This window comes from Variovorax sp. GW460-12-1-14-LB1 (genome assembly GCF_059423605.1).
This window is the reverse complement of record NZ_JBWKYF010000111.1, coordinates 1-16,299: the sequence shown is the minus strand read 5'-3', so window position 1 is coordinate 16,299 and position 16,299 is coordinate 1. Positions and strand designations below refer to the sequence as shown.

The window sequence follows — 16,299 nt, the reverse complement described above, 5'->3', positions numbered from 1 at the left end:
TGAGCCGGCTGGCTCGCAAAGAGGGTGGGTCAATATTCGATGGAAATCGCGGGTCAGGATTCCATGGAAATCAACAATCGGGTCCATCGACAGTGCCCGCGCAATCGCGACACGCTGCTGCTGGCCGCCGGAAAGCTGGCCCGGGAACTTGTCCTTGTGGGTCGCGAGGTCCACGCGGTCGAGCATGCGAAGTCCGCGCTCGACGGCCTCGGAGCGCGAGCGCCTGAGCACCTGAACCTGTGCCAGCGCGAGGTTGTCGGTCACGCTCAGGTGCGGGAACAATTCGAAATGCTGGAACACCATGCCGACGCGGCTGCGCAGCTTGGGCAAATCGGTCTTCGGATGAGTCACTGCGACGCCGTTGACCGTGATGCTGCCGCGCTGGATCGGCTCGAGCGCATTCACCGTCTTGATTAGCGTCGATTTGCCCGAACCCGAGGGGCCGCAGACCACGACCACTTCGCCCTCGCCGATGCGCGTACTGCAGTCGGTGAGCACCGCGAACCTGCCGTACCACTTGGAGACGTTGTCAATGTCGATCATTGTTTTCATTCGCTGGTTCATCAGCCATTCAGGCGGTCGATGCGGTCTTACGCCGCTGCAGCCAGGTGTCCCACCATGCACCCGCCGTGCACAAGACCAGGTAGACGACCGCGACAAGGATGTAGACCTCGACCACGCGCCCATCGCGCTGGCCCACCTTGCTTGCCGCCCCGAGAAAGTCGTTCAGGCTGATCACGTAGACGAGCGACGTGTCTTTGAGCAAGGCGATGTGTTAGTGCCGATGCAGTCTTGACCAGTTGGGGGTGCGGATAAAAACTTGGACTGGTTTTATGTTGCAAGTCCAAGGCTCACCCGGTATTCGATAGGGCTGAGAGAGCCAAGGGAGATCTTGATCCGCTTCTCGTTGTACCAGCGGATGTACGAGTCGACCGCCGCGATGAATTGCTCAATGGTGGCGTTCTTCCAATCCCGAGGATAGAACAGCTCGTTCTTCAGCCGCCCGAAGAAGCCTTCGCAAGCGGCGTTATCAGGTGAGCACGCTTTGCGAGACATCGAGCGTGTGAGGTTCGCGTCGTTCATTCTTGATAGCCAACCTGGCCAGCGGTAGTGGCCGCCCCGATCGGAGTGGACCACAGGCCGGTCAGCGGTGTCCGTCACCGTCTCGATGGCTGCATCCAGCATGGTATTGACCAGCTCAGCGTCAGGGCTCGTGCCAATGGTCCAGCTCACCACCATGCCGTCGAAGCAATCGATGATCGGCGACAGGTAAACCTTGCCGGCGGGGATCTGGAACTCTGTGATGTCCGTGAGCCACTTCTCATTGGGTGCCGCAGCCTGGAAGTCGCGGTTGATGATGTTCTCTGGTGCTGGACTGATCTCCCCCAGGTACGAGGCGTATCTGCGCTTCTTGTGCATTGGAACAACCAGGCGCTCCTGCTTCATCAGCCGCTGCACCACTTTCTCCGAGATGTTGACCTGCTGCCTGGTCAACGAAGCCTGCAGCCTGCGGTAGCCGTAACAACGGTGGTTCGACTCAAAGATCTCGGTGATGGACTGCCGCACTTGGAGGTACTTGTCGCCCACCACTGCGCGGGCCCGATGGTAGAAGTACGAGCTACGTGCAATGCCCAACTGTGCAAGGAGCTCTGGCAAGCCGTAATGCTCCTTGAGGGCGTCAATCAGCAGTGTCTTCTCCCGGTTGGACAGGAGCTGCAGATCGACGCCCAGGCCTTTCCTAAGAAACACCAACCTCGGTCGGCTGCAGGGAGAGGCCAAAGTGGGCGGCGCGCCGTTGAAGTTGCTTGACCACGCGTTCGCGATACCGCTGCTCGTATTGGTCGACACCAGGGTCTACGTATTGCATGCCGAAGCGCATCGTGCGGTAGAAGAGGATGGCGATCTTGCGAGCCGTAGCCGTCACCGCTTTGGCTTTGCCGATGCGAGCTGCCAGGCGTCGATAGAACGCGCCGAGAGCCGTCTCCGTGCGCCCGACATTCACTGCCACCAAGCGCAACTGCGAAGCCAAGCGACTGGAACTTTTGCGGGTATGGGAGGAGAGCACTTTGCCGCCGCTGATCTTGCAGCCCGGCGACAAGCACAGCCACGATGTGAAGTGCTTCTCGGTGGGCCATTTGCTCAGGTCCGTTCCGCACTCGGCGACCAACGATAGCGCGATGCTGGGCCCGATGCCATGAATCAAGGTCAGGTCGGTGCCAGTGAGCTGGTGCAGCATCGACCGCGCGTCGAACTTTGGTGCGTTGGCTTGCTTTGTCTTCGTGCGTGGGGCCGGCAGCAGCGCTTGCGGCTTTGGACGATCAGCGTTCAGCAGCTGCAACGAGTTCTCAATCTGCTTGTCGCAGTCGGCGATACGAGCCTGGTACACATCGAACAGCGTCATGGCCTGTGACAGTGCGAACACGTGCTCGGGCTGATAGTTGCCGACCAGCGCTGCACGTATGGTTTGGATACTCTCATGGCAGCGAACGTCGCGCATGGACGCGAGAACGTCGGGGTCTCTTTCCCCGGAAACGATCGCACGGATGATCTTCAAGCCGGTCACGCCACTGATGTCGCTGAGGACATGATGCAGTTGGAGGTTCATCAGCGTCAGCGCCTTCTGCATGTGCTGCAGGTGGGCCGCCGCGTATTCCAGATGCCGGTCCCGAATTCGCATGTAAGCACGCAGTGCTGCAATGTCTCGCGCCGGATGGAAGCTGGCGCGCAGCAATCCGCAGGCATGCAGGCGCTGAATCCACTGGGCATCGTTGACGTCGCTCTTGCGGCCTGGCACGGCCTTGCAGTCTCGCGCGTTGGCCAGCACAACCACCAACCCACGATCCTCCAGGATCTCGTACACGGGAATCCAGTACACGCCGGTGGACTCCATCGCCACCGTCTTTATCCCCAGCGACACCAGCCAATCGGCCATGCGTTCGATATCACCTGTAAAGCTCTGGAACGTCTGCACCGGCTCGTCGCTCAGCTCCGGTGGTACAGCCGCAACTTGAATGCGCGAGCCAATGTCGATTCCGGCGGCTCTTGCGTTGATGATCGGCAGACCGATCGCCTTCCCACTCTTGGACATAACAACCTCCTGTAGGTATTGCGCCAGACAGGGGAGCGGAATAAATCAATTTCCTAAACGGGGTCGCCAAAGGCGCCACCACAGCTGGGTCCGCAAGATCCCCAAGGACCACGTTTTTTGACGGGGACAAACGCCTCCAAAAAGATGACGGCCACAGTCCGACCAGATCAGTGTAGGCCTCCCAGTGTTTCTTGCCACTGGGACGGGGCGACGCCACGATGGACGTTTTTTAACAGTTCATTGGCCTTGTTCAAGAGGTCCTGCTCAAGGCGCAGTTGCCTGACTTCGCGGCGCAACGCCTCAACCTCGCGCTCGAGCTCGTCGCGCTCTTGAGCCCGTGGGGACTGATTGGTGTGTTTCATGGATGCGGGTGCCTCACGTCCCAGAAGCTGGTTCTTCCAGTTGTACAACGTCGGCCTGCTCACACCAAGCTTCTGAGCAACCACCTGCGCACTTCCCTCACGAGTGCACAGTTCGAGGACCGCCAGCTTCTTCAGTTGCGGCGGCCGAGGTGCACTGACGGCCCTGCCGACAATGCGCTGCCGGGAGTTGGGGTCCAGTTCATCAATCCAGGCACGCAGCAAATCGCGGCACGGATAGCCCAACGCCTTGACCGTGGAGGCGATGCAGCGCCCGTGCTCGGCGTAGTGTTTGACAGCCTGCTCCTTCTGAATTTGAGAATACTTCGGCTTCGAGCGCACGTAGCCGGACGACAGGTCCAGGCGCCGCTCGTACTCCTCATGCCAGCTCTTCAAAGAGTTCTTCGTCGGGTAGCCCAACTGGCGGATAGTCGCCCCGGTGCGCTTGCCCAGCTTGATGTAGAGCGTGACCGCTCGGATGCGGTCTTCGTATGAATACATGAACTACCTCCTGGTAGTCCAAGTTTTCCGCCGCACCCCCAACCCTCATAAGTGGCTCAGTTTTCGTACATGGACGGCCCCGGAATTTGCCAGGCTTTCAATTCATGGCGGCTCGAAGGAAAAGATTGCACCCGTACATTCGGACTTGATTGCGGCTTGCGCCGCGGTCCCTGATGGGATTCGCTGGTTGACGCCTCTATCGGTCGGGCGCACTTTGCGTGCTTCGGAAACTGCGGGCTTTGCCAACCACGGTCTGACCTGTCTTGCCATCACTTCATGATCGCCTGAGCAATCGGAGGTTTGTTCTCCCTGTCTTTGTTCTTGCTTTGCTGTCGTCTCAATGTGATTCAGGTGGCCTCAACCGTTCGTGGGTAGCCTACCTCGTAACGCCGGTCATGGGCTAACAACGCCCAGACGATGCGTGCGTTCTTGTTGGCCAATGCAACTGCTGCCACGTTCTTGTTTCGCCGGCTCACCACGGCGCTGACCCAACTGCAGGACTCTGGTTTTTTCGCGGCGTGATAGATCACCGATCTCGCACCGTGTATCAGGAGTGTTCGAAGGTAGGTATCCCCGCGCTTGCTGATGCTCAGCAGATTGGATCTGCCGCCGGTGGAATGCTGCTTTGGAACAAGGCCCAGCCATGCTGCCAGTTGACGACCATTGTCGAAGTTCCTCGCGTCTCCGATGGAGGCAATCAGCGCGCTGGCGCTGATGGGGCCGATGCCAGGAACCTGTGCGATCTTGGTGCTGAGAACACTGTTGCGATGCCATGCCTGAATCTGAACTTCGAGCTCATCGACTTGGCGATCGAGTTCTTTGAGATGATCCAGCAAACGTTGCACGAGCACTCGAAACGCGCCCGGCAACTCGTTGCTGGCATCCTCGACCAGTTCCGGCACACGCGCAGCAATGTTGCTGATTCCTTGCGGGATGATGATTCCGAATTCGGCAAGAAGGCCACGGATCTGGTTGCCTTGCGCCGTGCGTGCCTTCACAAATCCCTGCCGCACCCGGTGCAGCGCGAGCACGGCCTGCTGCTCGACATCCTTGATGGGCACAAAGCGCATGTTCGGCCGGGCGACAGCCTCAGCAATCGCTTCAGCGTCGGCAGCATCGTTCTTGTTGGTCTTGACGTAGGGCTTGACGAACTGCGGAGCCATCAAGCGCACGGTATGCCCCATTGACTGCAGTTTGCGCGCCCAGTGATGAGCACTACCACAGGCCTCCATGCCGATCAGGCACGGCGGCAAGTTGACAAAGAACGGTGCCATCTGGGCTCGCTTGAGTTGCTTCTTCAGCATCACCTTGCCCTGCTGATCGATGCCGTGGACCTGGAACACACTCTTTGCCAAATCGATGCCAACAGTCGTAATCTTCAGGTGGACGCCCCTTTCGGTTCAAGTGGTTGATCAACGCTTCCACTTTGGCACGTCGATGCCGTTACGGGTGGGGGCGTCCATCCCATTGGTCGGCGCCAACAAGCCATCAGAGAGGCCGACGAGTACGAAGGTGGCGAGCGTTGGATGATCGCTATCAGCGAGTTCGCTCGCGTGGACGTGCCCGACGTGTGGAAGCAGTGGCGCAACCCGGTTCGCTACACCACGCTCGAGGAGCTGGGGATCGACCCGGCAACCTTGAACTTTGAACCGATGCCGACCACTACGCCGGCGACGTCGACGACCTCGACGCCGGCGAGCGCGACAGCTGGCCAGGCGTCGCCCGCGATGTTGACCATCGCCGAGGCCAAGAAGGCGCTGGCTGCGACTTTCGGCGTGAAGCCGGATGCCGTCGAGATCACGATCCGGGGATAGAAGGCATGGACCTGGACCGGCAGATTGCTGATTTCGCGCAGGCCGTTGGGCGCGGCGAGATCGAGATTTACAACGAGTTCAGCCTGCAGCATGAGCTGGGAATATTTCTCCGCGCCTCGCTGCCAGGCTGCAAGGTCCAATTCGAGCGCAACGTCTCGCACTTCAACTCAACCTGGCCACCGCCCTGCCGACACTGGCGTCGTAGAGGGTTAAGGGCACAGGACGGTTCTCCGTTTTAGGTTCGCGCTTTGCGCATCTACGTTCCGAATTGGTTTGAGCGTCGGATCTCCGACGCGGTGCGGCCAGTCTTTCGGCGTAACAGCGTGCGGAGCGTGGCCCCGTTGTCGTAGCCGGTACGTGTTGCGACCTCGTCAATGCTCAGCTGGGTCGTTTTCAGCAGATAAGTTGCTCGCTCAACACGAAGGTCTTGGAAGTATGCCAGGGGCGAACGACCCAAGATCGTGTAAAGCCGGCGAGATAAGGTCCGCTCGCTCGTGCCGACAAAGGTCGCAGCCCGTCCCAAGGAGAAGCCCGCATCGAGGTTTTGACGAGCCCACTTTTCGAAGAGCATCACCAACCGGTCCGTGTGACGCAAATGGTCGGGAATGGCATAGGTGGACTGAGGCGACCGGGGGTCTAGCATGAGGTAACGTGCGACTGTGTCAGCTAATTCTGGACTGCGTTGACGAACGAACCAAAGCGCCAGGTCGAAATGTGCCAACACCGCGCCTGCGGTAACGACAGCATTCCCTGGTATGAGTGAACGACTGTCATCGAGCGTGACACCGGGATAGCGCGAGCGAAAGAAGGGAGCGAGCCACCAACTTGTGGTGGCCTCTTGCCCGTTGAGTAATCCCGCCTCGGCCAAGACAAACGTCCCCGTACACGCGGCCGCAATGGTGGCTCCTTGCGATTGCCAGCGCCCTAACAGTTCGCCAGCGCGGCGCACGTCCGGATGGGCAAGGGCTTTCTCGATTCCTTCCTCCGTCTTGGCACCCAAGGCTGGGACAAACACAAATTCAGGATTTGAGCGAGCTTCTGCCTGCATGGTGGGGATGGCAAGGCCATGCGCGGTATGTGCTACGCGGCGGATGCTGAGAACTTGCGCTTTCCACGCGTCGTTGGAGCCAGGGGGAGCCAAGTCGCGTGCAGTCGCAAGGGTGTCCTGTATCGCCGCCAGCCCTGTATCGAACACGCCATCGAGTGCCAAAATTGTCGTTGATGTCATCATGGCGAGAATGGTATCATAATTGGCAATCTTGCCAATTCCCCTTATGGCGTTGCGATGCTAGATTTGGGTGTGCAGCCGATCATTGAAATGTCCTGGCAGCACAAACCTCAACCATTCACCTTAGGAGATCATCAAGATGACGCAGATGGGTTTGTTTGTTCGGCTCGATGCCAAGCCTGGTAAGGAAGCCGCGCTAGAGGAGTTCCTTAAAGGAGCGCTTCCACTTGCACGAGCGGAGACCGGTACGCCGGTCTGGTATGCCTTGAAATTCGGTCCCAGCAGTTTCGCAATCTTCGACGCTTTCGAAGCCGAAGATGGTCGAGCCGCCCACCTCAATGGGCCTATCGCCGCAGCGCTCATGAAGCATGCGGACGAGCTTCTCGCGAAACCAGTAGTGATCGAACGCTGGGATGTTGTGGCGGTCAAATAGTGCTGAGCGGCGAAGCGCCGAAGGAGCTACGGGTTTTGTCGCTGCCGATCTGTTTCGGCGGTGAGCTTGCAGCCGTTTCACAAGAAGCTTTGAAAAGCGAGAGATCGACATTGCAGTGACCTCCGGGGCCGAACGTCTCAGCGCGTTGGAATTGAAGTACCCGCGTAACGGGCAAGTCCCTGAATCCATGTTCAGCTTTTGCAAGGACATCGCCTTCCTCGAGCAGCTGGTCCTATCGGGCTTTCAATCCGCCTACTGGCCGCCAGACTGGTGGCCCGCCGAGCCAGATGCTCACTCTGCATCCGACACATCAACTTGATCCAGCGGCCGCGTCGGGAGGTCGTTAAGTGAGCTTGACTGGAAGCGTCAGAAGACGCCGCACTTCTCGAACTCTTCTCGCAGCCGTGTCACAACATCCGCCAGATCTATGGCTTCAAGTCGGTTCTTCTTCAAGAATGCCGCCCATTGCGACTTCTTCGCCCCGTCGTCAGAGAAGCTATCGCTCAATCCAGTAGGAAGGCTGCTGGGCATCGCGAGTTTCCGACGCTCGAACGTGGCCACAATGGCACGCTGCAGTTCGGTCGTGTCCAGCGTTCCCTCGGTCATCAGCACCCAGAGATCGAAGTAGTCCTTCATTCGGGTGTTGACCATGCCCAGGAGGCAGACTGCATGGAACTTCTCGGCCACCACGGTGTACTTGGGGTAGCTGCGCAATTGCGGGGCGGGCAAGTCATCGAGCAGCACCGGGTAACTGACAGCCTCTGGCGCTGGAGTCACTGCATCGCCGAAGCCAATGTCTACCTGCAGAGCGATGCGCGCGCCGTCCAGCGTCGCTCGCAGGTCGACCCGCACGCCGCCGTAGCCGGCTTCCTTGCGGATGACGGTCCCTTGCACCGAGGCAGCATCGAAGACGATCCCATCCTCCGCTGCGATCTGGCAGATCTCATGGAAGGCTCTAACCGCCGATTCGACGTCGTCTGGACCGAACCCCAACAGGTCGGCGTCGCGTGTGGGCCGATGCGGCTGGTCGTACCAGAGCGAAAACAGCAGCGCTCCCTTGAGCAGGTAGTTGGACGCATGGGGCGAGATGGACAACCGGTACAGCAGGCGCTCAAGCCCATAGTGGGTAAGCGTCAGGTTGAAGTCCTGCTTCTTGGCATCCGCATGTTGCTTCAAGCGAGCGCGGATCGAGGCTGCGATGTTGCGGCTCACGTGGTGACGCTTTCAAGGTAGGGGCGCATCACATTGGACACGCGGTCGATCGTGGCGTAGTGCCAGAGCGCATCGACTGTCACCTTGCGCTGTGCCCATCCGTCGCGCAGCGCTTCCAGCGCCACGTCCAGGCCGATCTTGTTGCGGAATTTGAAGCAGTCGGCAATGGTCTTGGCTGCGTTGAAGACCGGCACGCTGACGCCATCGATCTGCATGGGCTCGATGCCTTCGGACAGCGCGGGGCCGGACATGCGGATGGCGCGCAGCGCAGGCTGGTCGAGCCTGGGCGTTGGCGAGTTGCGGGGGATTGCGATCCACACTTCGAATGGCGCCTGCGTGCCGATCCCATGGACGCGCAGTGCCGAGAGCAGGCAGACGACGCCTTGCGGCACGCGAAGGGTTGCTTCTGCAAGAGAGCGGTGCTCGCTGAGTGTGCGCCCCGGCAGGCTGTAGACGCCTCGGGCGATTCGGTCGAGCCGGCCTGCGGCGACCAGCCGGCTAAGCGCCATCGTCGGAAGGCCGTGCGCTGCCAGATCACGCGCGCGCAGTAGCGGCCGCTGTCCGGCCAGCGCCAGGACGGCTTGTTCGCGTGTTGAGATAGATCCCATGCTGGAGTCTGTTGCATTTACTAGTTACTTGTCAACAAATGAGGAAAAAATGCAACGCAAGCGGCTACCGCATCACGCTGGTGAGTGGGATAATTCGGGATAGCGATCAGGTTCCAAACCGGAACCGAATCGCTGCTACTGGTCTGGTGTACCCAACGGTGTACCCAGGAACCAGGACAGTCAGGGAAAAGTGAGTGTTGGCGCGGGTTGCGGAGGGTTTTTCGAACCAGCCCCAGGCCACCAAATTTCCTTTTAGGATCAAGTAGATAGCCCAGCCTTCTTAGGTTGGGCTTTTTGCTTTCTGGCGTCGTGTAGGCACCATGTAGGCAAGTGAGATCATCGCGGAGCAACGCGTTTCCACGAAGCAAGGCGAGCGGGTCACGGGCCTACCGCAAGCAAATGGACGGCCAAGCGGGCTTAGAAGCGTCGAGCGATACGGCCAGACGAGAAGCGAGACTTGGCGGCTCATTTGAATCTTGGCGCATCACGAGGTCAGTCAGGGCTGCTATGGGGCATGGGTTCAACTCATGGTGGTTCGGCACGCGACATGACTCGTCGATGCACGTCTTTGCGAGATCTTCCAGAGCGTCTCGATCCGGTCCACCACTGATGTGGTCAGCGAAAGCGAGTGAAGGCCTGAACGAGAAGACTGGCTAGTAGGAGCTCCTCAAGGATGTAGGTTCGGAATACGGCGATGGCAGATTCAAGTCTTCGGGGGCCAAGTGAATGCGCTAGAGAAGGAGTTGCGTCGCGTTGCGAAAGCGGGCACGCGTTCACCAACCACAGCGCCCGATTCGGACAAGGAGGGCTCTGGAGGAATGAAGCGTCGATTCAGTGCCGCCAGGTTGGCGGCACATCGCGCAAAGCTCGGACTGTCTGCCGCGAGTTACGGTCTATTGGTCGGCGTGTCCGGGCAGACCATCTATCACTGGGAGCAGGGGAAGGCGCGACCCCGAGCAGCACAGATCGAAATCCTTGCTCGGGTGAAGCAATTGAGTTCGCGAGAAGCTGCTGAACAACTGGCGTCCAGGTAGCGCACAACGAGCGCAAGATTTCAGGATGCCGTTGTGCCGACTATGCCTTCAAGAAAAGGCGAAGCTCGCCAAGTCGCACATCGTCCCGGCGGCGTTCTGGAGAGAGGGGAAGGCGGGACCAATACAGGAGCCACCATATCTCTTATCGCGCCAGGTCGGATTCTTCCCGCGTCGCGCGCCTGTGGGGGTCTACGACCAGACCATCCTGTGCCCTGAGTGCGAGAAGCTGTTTCAAGAGGTCGACGACTACGGCATCCAAGTGCTCCTTCAGGACTTTTCAAGCCTCTTCATGCCGGTGATGGAGGGAGGGGTACTGCGAGGCTTCGAGTCGAGACAAGTGGACCAGATGAAGCTCCTTCGCTTCTTTGTGTCCGTTGCCTGGCGTGCATCTGTTTCTACGCAACCATTCTTCCGAAAAGTCGACTTGGGAGACCACTTGGCGGAGGCGGCAAAGTCCGTGCTGCAGCCTGGCGTCGACGTGGACCGGAAGCACTTCTCTTGCATGCTCACTGTGCGGCGTGCCGAGGGGCGCATCAAGGACGTCGCCGAAAGTCTGATCAGCCCAGTGCCGAAGCTCCTGCACGGCGCGACGTGCTTCGAGCTTCCATTCGGTCGCGCCGTGGCAGTAATGCGCGTTGGGCAGCCGGCGTTTGCCGCGCTGATAGAGCAATCGTCACTCGCGAGTTCGCAAAAATTGCACGTTCTTGCGACCGACTTTGCAAGCAGCGACGACATGCGAACAATGGTCGACGTGGTCAAGAGGTCGAAGCCGATTCCAAGGCGGAAAACCTAAACTGAATCGTTGCGCGATGCATCCACGAGAAGCTACTCGCGCGATAGGCCAGAGCAATCGGTGAAGCATCAAGGCGTGTCTCGTGCCGACACTGGAAAGAAGCCCCAGATATCTACGGGGTCGACACTCAGTTGGCCATGCATTTTGATGTTTTCCGACCGCGTGCTTTCCCTAGGTGAAAGAGCGCAGCCAAGAAAGAAGCTTGGCAAACGGCCCGTCGCGACCGACCTTCGTGACAACATGAAGCGCATCGCGAACCTCGGAACATGCAGCAGTTGCGTCGATAGGGCGCGGCTGCTTCTCAAGCGACGCTCGCCGAATATCGAAGTACGTCGACTTGAGCTGCTGATCTTTGGACCGGCCAGCGTCGATGGCCTTCTGAGTCATTTCACCGGACCATTCGATGCGATTGTCCTGAATCCAATAGTGAGACCTGCAGGGCAAACTCCAATTACCAATCGACGGCGACAACGACACCGTCTCGCCGTTGAAAGACAGCGTCCAATCGGTCGGCGACAGTGGCGTGACCACCTCCCGGCCGCAGCCGCAGAAGCACCGATGGGCTGCAGTCGCATAGGTCGTGGAAATGTACAGAACGCCCTCCTGAAGTTGCTCGGGGATGTACTGAACGAACTCGTGCGACAGCGCTTGCCTGGACCAGACCTTCCTGCTCATACGCGTTCATCCCCGGTCAGCAGGTGACAGTTTGTCGTGTAGGTGCTGTCATGCTCGCTCTCGAGATCTTGATAGAAACCGCAGAACTTCTTCCAACGGATCACCGCCATGACTGCGGTCAGCGCGTTCAGGTCTGCAATCTGGATATTGCGCTCGTAGTCGCCGCCTTCGCCCGCCGGTGCATACGACACTCGTCTCGCCATGTGGTCGCGCTTTGCGCTGGTGCTGGTAGTCACTCGGCAGACGGCAAAGAGCTGCAGGCTGTCTTCGAGCATCTGTACATCCATCCCCGTGTCGATAAAGGGCGTGTCGACAGCCTGCAGCGCGTCGACGATGAGCTTCTTGGTAGGACCCGTGTCCATGCACAGGAAAACGAAATCGAAGCCTTGTAGTTCTGCGACGTTCTCCTCACCGATGTATTCCTGGTGCGAGACGATCCCTCGGCGCATCTTTGCGTAGTTGCCCTGGTGGTACGCCACTTTGCTGGGGCGTTCTCGCAACTGCTCGATCGACGCCGCCCCCGGTGCCCGAAAGGCATTGTGTTGCAGAAACAGGTCTGCATCGTAGAGGTGGATCTCGCTCACAGGTGTCTTGACTACAAGGTCCAGAACATAAGAGCCGGTGCCGCCCAGGCCAACGATAGCCACGCGGCGCATAGCCATTTTGACGGCGACTGCGCCGATACCGGCCCTGCTGGAGGCCGTATCCAGGTAGTGAAAAACCCCCTCGTCGTGCGCCTTCGCCTCGATGACGCAGTACGTGCGCGCCGTCACGTCTGGCTGCAGTGATCTGGCAGGTGCACTGATGATCTCGATGTAGCGAGACATCTTCTCGTAGTAGTCGGCGTAGCCCTGTGGCGGCTTGTTGGAAAAAGAGTGGAGCGCAACGAGGTCCGGCGCCAGGGCCATGTGGCCGCTGTTGTGCTTGATTTGCTGGATCTCGCTGCCATCCTTGTTGCAGGGGTGATCGCCGATGAACATGGCCACATGACTGCCTGGGCGGGTCGTGAGGTCACCTGCCATCGTGAGGTCCGACACCAGGCTGCCAAGGGCGACCTCGCCCTTGGCATTGACGTACGGCACTGAATGCACCAGGAGGTGGTTGCTGCGAACCTCCACCTCGTAGCCGTCGTTTTGCAGGTGCTGCAGATCGGGATTACGACTTATCAGTGCGTGCGACATTGAAGATCATCCCTTCCTTCACCTTGACCGACTCACCCTCGACCAGCGTGCCCTCCGGCTTGTTGCCGTGGCCACGCTTGAAGGTGACCGTGTAGATCGTGGTCTCGTTGAAGACGGCATCGTCGAACGCCAGCCGAACGACTTCTACGAAGCTCAGTTCCTTGGCCGTCACCTCCTTGGGACGGCCGTTGACGATGATGGTGGTCGACTTGCTCGGCTGGTGACCATTGCCTTCGGGTTCCGCCCGATCGGTGTTTGCAGGATCCTGCATGGATAATTCCTTCACTGGTTTGCGCGTTCCATCGACTAATGAGGCCCGCTTGCTAGAGAGGACTCTTGAATCGGCCGCTGTGGACGCGCAGTAAAAAAATTTCCATCCATCGTCCGTGGCGGGTTCGCCAGGAGTCCAGGCTTTGGAGAGAACACCGATGTCTTTACCTCCAACTGCAGATGACAGACTGAGCCTCGCAGAGGTCGAGGCCGCGCTGCGTGCACTGTCCCCCGCAGACTGCGAGCGAGCCTTGCGCTTGGCCCGTTTCCGAGTGGGCGGACTGGCGGACTGGACTGGCGAGTCGCTGCTTTCGGAGGCGCTGGCCAAGCTACTCGCGGGCGAGCGGGTTTGGCGCCGGGGCGTCTCTGCGTTGCAGACGTTGAAAAACGTCCTGCACAGTTTGGCCAGCAACGACAGAAAGAAGCAGGCCGGTGCCCCCATCGATCGATTTGCAACTGTCGACCTCGGCGTCGATGATGCGGAAGACGAAGATCACGTGCCAGGTGTCGTTGCCATTGATGAGCGTTCGCCCGAAAGGATCGCCGCAGGCAGGAGTCAGTTGGCGGCGATCGAGAGTTTGGTGGCTGACGACGAAGATGCACAAATGGTGCTCATGGCCTGGTCCGAGGGCATCCGTGGCAAGGCTGCAGCCGAGGATCTGGGCTTTGACATGAAACGCTACGACGCGGCGCGAAAGCGGCTGGAGCGAAAGCTCGAAACCGTTTCGAACCTGAGGAATACCCAATGACTGCGAACTCCACGCCTGATCCGATGGAGGTCCTGATGGACGCCTATCTGGCGGAACTTTTGGAGATGACCGACGAGCAGGTGCTCGAGGGTAAGAATCCGGCAGCAGTGCAGGCCACCGGTGTTCAGCTACTGGATGCGGCGAAAGCGGAAGCTGGCCGTCGTCGCTTGGCGGCGGCACGCGTGAAGCTTCAGGCCCAGAAGGATGCCCGCACCGCAGATCCCGCGCCGACGATACAGATTACGGCGGATGAAGCTCGAGCCGTCCTTCGCCGAGCTGCGGCAGCTAACGATGGTCGATTCACCCTTGCCGCTCGCCAACTCGACGAGATGGCCGACGAGGATGTGATTCGCGCTTACCTGCAGCTTCAACAGTTGGAAAGGGCGAGTAAGCCCGGCGGAGGGGGTAGCAACGAATGACGCCGGGGCAGCGAGCTGAGGCCCGCATCGCGGGGCTTGGCATTACAGAGCCGCGCGATCTCGATGTCGATCTCATCGCAATGGATGCTGAGATGGAGGTTGTCTACGAGAACCTCCAGGGATGTGAAGCTACCCTGGTGGGAGTCGGCAACCGAGCTATCGCCACGGTGAGGCGCTCGACGGTCCGGGGCCGGGAGCGATTCTCGATTGGCCATGAGTTGGGGCATTGGGACATGCATCGTGGCCGGGCCTTCCGATGCCGTGTCGATGATCCTGACCAGAACTGGGCCTCTGATGTCCAGCTAGAGAAGGAAGCCGACACCTATGCCTCCCATCTGCTGATGCCCGCCTCGATGTTCAACCCGCGCGTGAAGGCGATGGGCTCGCCGGGGTTTCGTGAGATCGAGGGGCTGTCCGAGGTGTTCGCTACCAGCGTACTAGCGACCTGCATGCGATTGGCGGACATCAATACCCTTCCCGTGATCCTCGCTTGCTACAACACGAGTGGCGTTCTTCGCTGGAAAAAGGCGGCAGCGGATGTGCCTACCCGTTGGTGGCTGCGGCAGCAACTCGACGACGACAGCTTCGCATACGAACTGCTGCGCAACGGAAAATCACGCCCTACTCTTGGCAAACAGCCAGCAGAGGTATGGTTTGAGAACCTGGACGCAGATCAGTACGAGATGTCGGAATGCTGCATGCTTGGCCGCGCGGGCGAGATCATGGTTCTTCTGTATCTCGGTTCCAAGATGCTCAATGCCCGTTACGATCCTCATGTTGGGCATCGGAAATTCAACGAGTATGGCTCACGCGTCACGCGAAGTGGCTGAGGCGCTGGTGTCGCTCTTCGTCTCGTGCATGACGCTGACCGGCAGCTCGTGCTTTGGGCGTACGCGTCTAAGCTAGCGACGTTGGTGATTGTCGGCGCCGGCTGAGTCTTGACTCTCCCAGCCACGTTTTTGACCGGCATTGACAATGAGCTGTGCCAAGCCGTGCGGCGTCAACAGGTTTGCGTCAAGTACAAGGTCAGCAATGTCAATCAAACGGCGTGACGCAGTCTCATTTTCATGTCCAACGGCGATGGCGTATTCGGGCTGGTCGCTGGAAGTTGAAAGCCTCGATGCGTATCGCTGTTTCAATATCTCCTCAGGGGCGGTGAGATGAACATGCAAGACCAGTGGTCCGTACGCGTCGCGGAAGTGCTCGACTTGGCGCTTCTTTCTGACTGCATCGACCAGCCAGCGTTGCTGCCCGGGGGAGGCCATGAAACCGGGGCGCGCGACTCTGTCGAGCAACCAGCGAAAGTCCGTCTCTTCGTCGAGTCTGTCGCCAAGGTCTTGAAGGCTTGTCCGGCCCTCCGTTTGCGCCAGCTCTTTCAGGTATGCGCTGGAGCGAACGTGGTCGAAGCCATGGGCCGCGAGAAGCTCTTGGCGAACCGAGGTTTTCCCGACGGCGATCGGGCCACTCAACAGCACCAGCATTTCCATTGTTTCCACTAAACTGCCTCCAGACGCACAGTTTGAAACTTGCGCCTCGAGCCGCTGTACACCGATAGCGGCTCGAAGCACCCTTGTGCAGGAAAGGATACCTTGCCGGTGTATCCCTTGTTGCGAGCGATGTTCAGAGCGGTAGACCTTCGTTAGATCAAGTTGTTTCAATGGCTGAAATTGTTCGACAAACGCAGGATCTGTTGGCGCGCTACTTGAGTCGATTTCCCGGCGAAGCGGGTAGCCTTTTGTTGCTGCAGCAGCAGCTAGGCAGCGATGCTGCCCTTTTCACGCGGTCCAACATGAAGGGGCACGTCACGTCCAGCGCGGCTGTGCTGACGCCTGACGGCAGCAGGATCCTGCTTATCCATCGTAAGCGTGGCCTCAAGGCCCTCTGGCGAGACGACACGAGCATGAGCAGGATCGCCTGATCGTGCTCACACTTGGA

General features: G+C 59.3%; 20 protein-coding genes and 2 pseudogenes. 8 read left to right on the top strand and 14 right to left on the bottom strand.

Annotation, left to right across the window (positions count from 1 at the left end; all coding sequences use genetic code 11):
- From AC07Y4_RS31080 to AC07Y4_RS31060, 5 genes and pseudogenes are all read right to left on the bottom strand, one after another.
- On the bottom strand, positions 1-543 hold a 543-nt coding region (locus AC07Y4_RS31080), incomplete at its 3' end, for an amino acid ABC transporter ATP-binding protein (protein WP_495275575.1).
- Between the two features lie 28 nt (positions 544-571).
- A complete protein-coding gene (locus AC07Y4_RS31075; protein ID WP_495275574.1) occupies positions 572-766 on the bottom strand; it encodes a hypothetical protein in 195 nt (64 codons plus the stop codon).
- Positions 767-831: 65 nt separating this feature from the next.
- Positions 832-1,743, bottom strand: a pseudogene (locus AC07Y4_RS31070) (IS3 family transposase); the annotation flags it as partial.
- Positions 1,739-3,088 (bottom strand): IS110 family RNA-guided transposase, encoded by a 1,350-nt coding sequence (locus AC07Y4_RS31065; RefSeq protein WP_495275573.1) that lies wholly within the window; start codon positions 3,086-3,088, stop codon positions 1,739-1,741. The gene AC07Y4_RS31065 and the pseudogene AC07Y4_RS31070, both read right to left, overlap by 5 nt.
- Before the next feature lie 227 nt (positions 3,089-3,315).
- Positions 3,316-3,948 (bottom strand): annotated as a pseudogene (locus tag AC07Y4_RS31060) (transposase); the annotation flags it as partial.
- Here AC07Y4_RS31060 and AC07Y4_RS31055 point away from each other — a divergent pair.
- On the top strand, positions 3,947-4,228 hold the full coding sequence (locus AC07Y4_RS31055) for a hypothetical protein (RefSeq protein ID WP_495275572.1): 282 nt from the start codon (positions 3,947-3,949) through the stop codon (positions 4,226-4,228). The pseudogene AC07Y4_RS31060 and the gene AC07Y4_RS31055 sit on opposite strands and share 2 nt — an antisense overlap.
- Before the next feature lie 67 nt (positions 4,229-4,295).
- Here the strand turns inward: AC07Y4_RS31055 and AC07Y4_RS31050 are convergent, their stop codons facing one another.
- From AC07Y4_RS31050 to AC07Y4_RS31040, 3 genes are all read right to left on the bottom strand, one after another.
- Positions 4,296-5,330, bottom strand: a complete 1,035-nt coding sequence (locus AC07Y4_RS31050) for an IS110 family RNA-guided transposase (protein ID WP_495275576.1) — start codon at positions 5,328-5,330, stop codon at positions 4,296-4,298.
- A 215-nt stretch (positions 5,331-5,545) separates the two neighbouring features.
- Positions 5,546-5,854 (bottom strand): hypothetical protein, encoded by a 309-nt coding sequence (locus AC07Y4_RS31045; protein WP_495275571.1) that lies wholly within the window; start codon positions 5,852-5,854, stop codon positions 5,546-5,548.
- A gap of 164 nt (positions 5,855-6,018) precedes the next feature.
- Positions 6,019-6,993: a GlxA family transcriptional regulator gene (locus AC07Y4_RS31040; protein ID WP_495275570.1), complete on the bottom strand. Its 975-nt coding sequence runs from the start codon at positions 6,991-6,993 to the stop codon at positions 6,019-6,021.
- Positions 6,994-7,129: 136 nt separating this feature from the next.
- On the opposite strand from AC07Y4_RS31040, the gene AC07Y4_RS31035 reads away from it, so the two are divergent.
- A complete protein-coding gene (locus tag AC07Y4_RS31035; RefSeq protein WP_204735960.1) occupies positions 7,130-7,423 on the top strand; it encodes a putative quinol monooxygenase in 294 nt (97 codons plus the stop codon).
- Between the two features lie 366 nt (positions 7,424-7,789).
- On the opposite strand, the gene AC07Y4_RS31030 is transcribed toward AC07Y4_RS31035, so the two are convergent.
- Entirely contained in the window at positions 7,790-8,635 is an 846-nt protein-coding gene (locus AC07Y4_RS31030; protein ID WP_495275569.1) for a nucleotidyl transferase AbiEii/AbiGii toxin family protein, read from the bottom strand.
- Positions 8,632-9,243 carry a type IV toxin-antitoxin system AbiEi family antitoxin domain-containing protein gene (locus AC07Y4_RS31025; RefSeq protein ID WP_495275568.1) on the bottom strand — a complete coding sequence of 204 codons (612 nt, stop codon included), beginning with the start codon at positions 9,241-9,243 and terminating at the stop codon, positions 8,632-8,634. Before AC07Y4_RS31025 ends, AC07Y4_RS31030 begins: the two co-directional genes overlap by 4 nt.
- A gap of 818 nt (positions 9,244-10,061) precedes the next feature.
- Here AC07Y4_RS31025 and AC07Y4_RS31020 point away from each other — a divergent pair.
- Positions 10,062-10,277 carry a helix-turn-helix domain-containing protein gene (locus AC07Y4_RS31020; RefSeq protein WP_495275567.1) on the top strand — a complete coding sequence of 72 codons (216 nt, stop codon included), beginning with the start codon at positions 10,062-10,064 and terminating at the stop codon, positions 10,275-10,277.
- Positions 10,278-10,302: 25 nt separating this feature from the next.
- Positions 10,303-11,070 (top strand): hypothetical protein, encoded by a 768-nt coding sequence (locus tag AC07Y4_RS31015; RefSeq protein ID WP_495275566.1) that lies wholly within the window; start codon positions 10,303-10,305, stop codon positions 11,068-11,070.
- A gap of 171 nt (positions 11,071-11,241) precedes the next feature.
- On the opposite strand, the gene AC07Y4_RS31010 is transcribed toward AC07Y4_RS31015, so the two are convergent.
- Genes AC07Y4_RS31010 through AC07Y4_RS31000 form a run of 3 tightly spaced genes read right to left on the bottom strand, consistent with a single transcriptional unit; the run spans position 11,242 to position 13,197 of the window.
- Positions 11,242-11,745: a ubiquitination-like system serine protease family protein gene (locus tag AC07Y4_RS31010; RefSeq protein WP_495275565.1), complete on the bottom strand. Its 504-nt coding sequence runs from the start codon at positions 11,743-11,745 to the stop codon at positions 11,242-11,244.
- Entirely contained in the window at positions 11,742-12,926 is a 1,185-nt protein-coding gene (locus AC07Y4_RS31005) for a ThiF family adenylyltransferase (RefSeq protein ID WP_495275564.1), read from the bottom strand. Before AC07Y4_RS31005 ends, AC07Y4_RS31010 begins: the two co-directional genes overlap by 4 nt.
- Positions 12,901-13,197: a multiubiquitin domain-containing protein gene (locus AC07Y4_RS31000; protein WP_495275563.1), complete on the bottom strand. Its 297-nt coding sequence runs from the start codon at positions 13,195-13,197 to the stop codon at positions 12,901-12,903. The genes AC07Y4_RS31005 and AC07Y4_RS31000 overlap by 26 nt, the downstream gene beginning before the upstream one ends.
- A 157-nt stretch (positions 13,198-13,354) precedes the next feature.
- Here AC07Y4_RS31000 and AC07Y4_RS30995 point away from each other — a divergent pair, with 157 nt between their 5' ends.
- Genes AC07Y4_RS30995 through AC07Y4_RS30985 form a run of 3 tightly spaced genes read left to right on the top strand, consistent with a single transcriptional unit; the run spans position 13,355 to position 15,194 of the window.
- Complete coding sequence (locus tag AC07Y4_RS30995) at positions 13,355-13,945, top strand: hypothetical protein (RefSeq protein WP_495275562.1); 591 nt, start codon at positions 13,355-13,357, stop codon at positions 13,943-13,945.
- Positions 13,942-14,364, top strand: coding sequence for a hypothetical protein (locus AC07Y4_RS30990; RefSeq protein ID WP_495275561.1), 423 nt, complete (start codon positions 13,942-13,944; stop codon positions 14,362-14,364). Before AC07Y4_RS30995 ends, AC07Y4_RS30990 begins: the two co-directional genes overlap by 4 nt.
- Positions 14,361-15,194, top strand: a complete 834-nt coding sequence (locus tag AC07Y4_RS30985) for an ImmA/IrrE family metallo-endopeptidase (protein WP_495275560.1) — start codon at positions 14,361-14,363, stop codon at positions 15,192-15,194. The genes AC07Y4_RS30990 and AC07Y4_RS30985 overlap by 4 nt, the downstream gene beginning before the upstream one ends.
- Positions 15,195-15,266: 72 nt before the next feature.
- Here the strand turns inward: AC07Y4_RS30985 and AC07Y4_RS30980 are convergent, their stop codons facing one another.
- The gene (locus AC07Y4_RS30980; RefSeq protein ID WP_495275559.1) at positions 15,267-15,845 is read right to left on the bottom strand and encodes an AAA family ATPase; all 579 of its coding nucleotides are present in this window, start codon (positions 15,843-15,845) and stop codon (positions 15,267-15,269) included.
- 176 nt (positions 15,846-16,021) lie between these two features.
- Here AC07Y4_RS30980 and AC07Y4_RS30975 point away from each other — a divergent pair, with 176 nt between their 5' ends.
- A complete protein-coding gene (locus tag AC07Y4_RS30975) occupies positions 16,022-16,282 on the top strand; it encodes a hypothetical protein (protein ID WP_495275558.1) in 261 nt (86 codons plus the stop codon).
- The last annotated feature ends 17 nt before the right edge of the window (positions 16,283-16,299 follow it).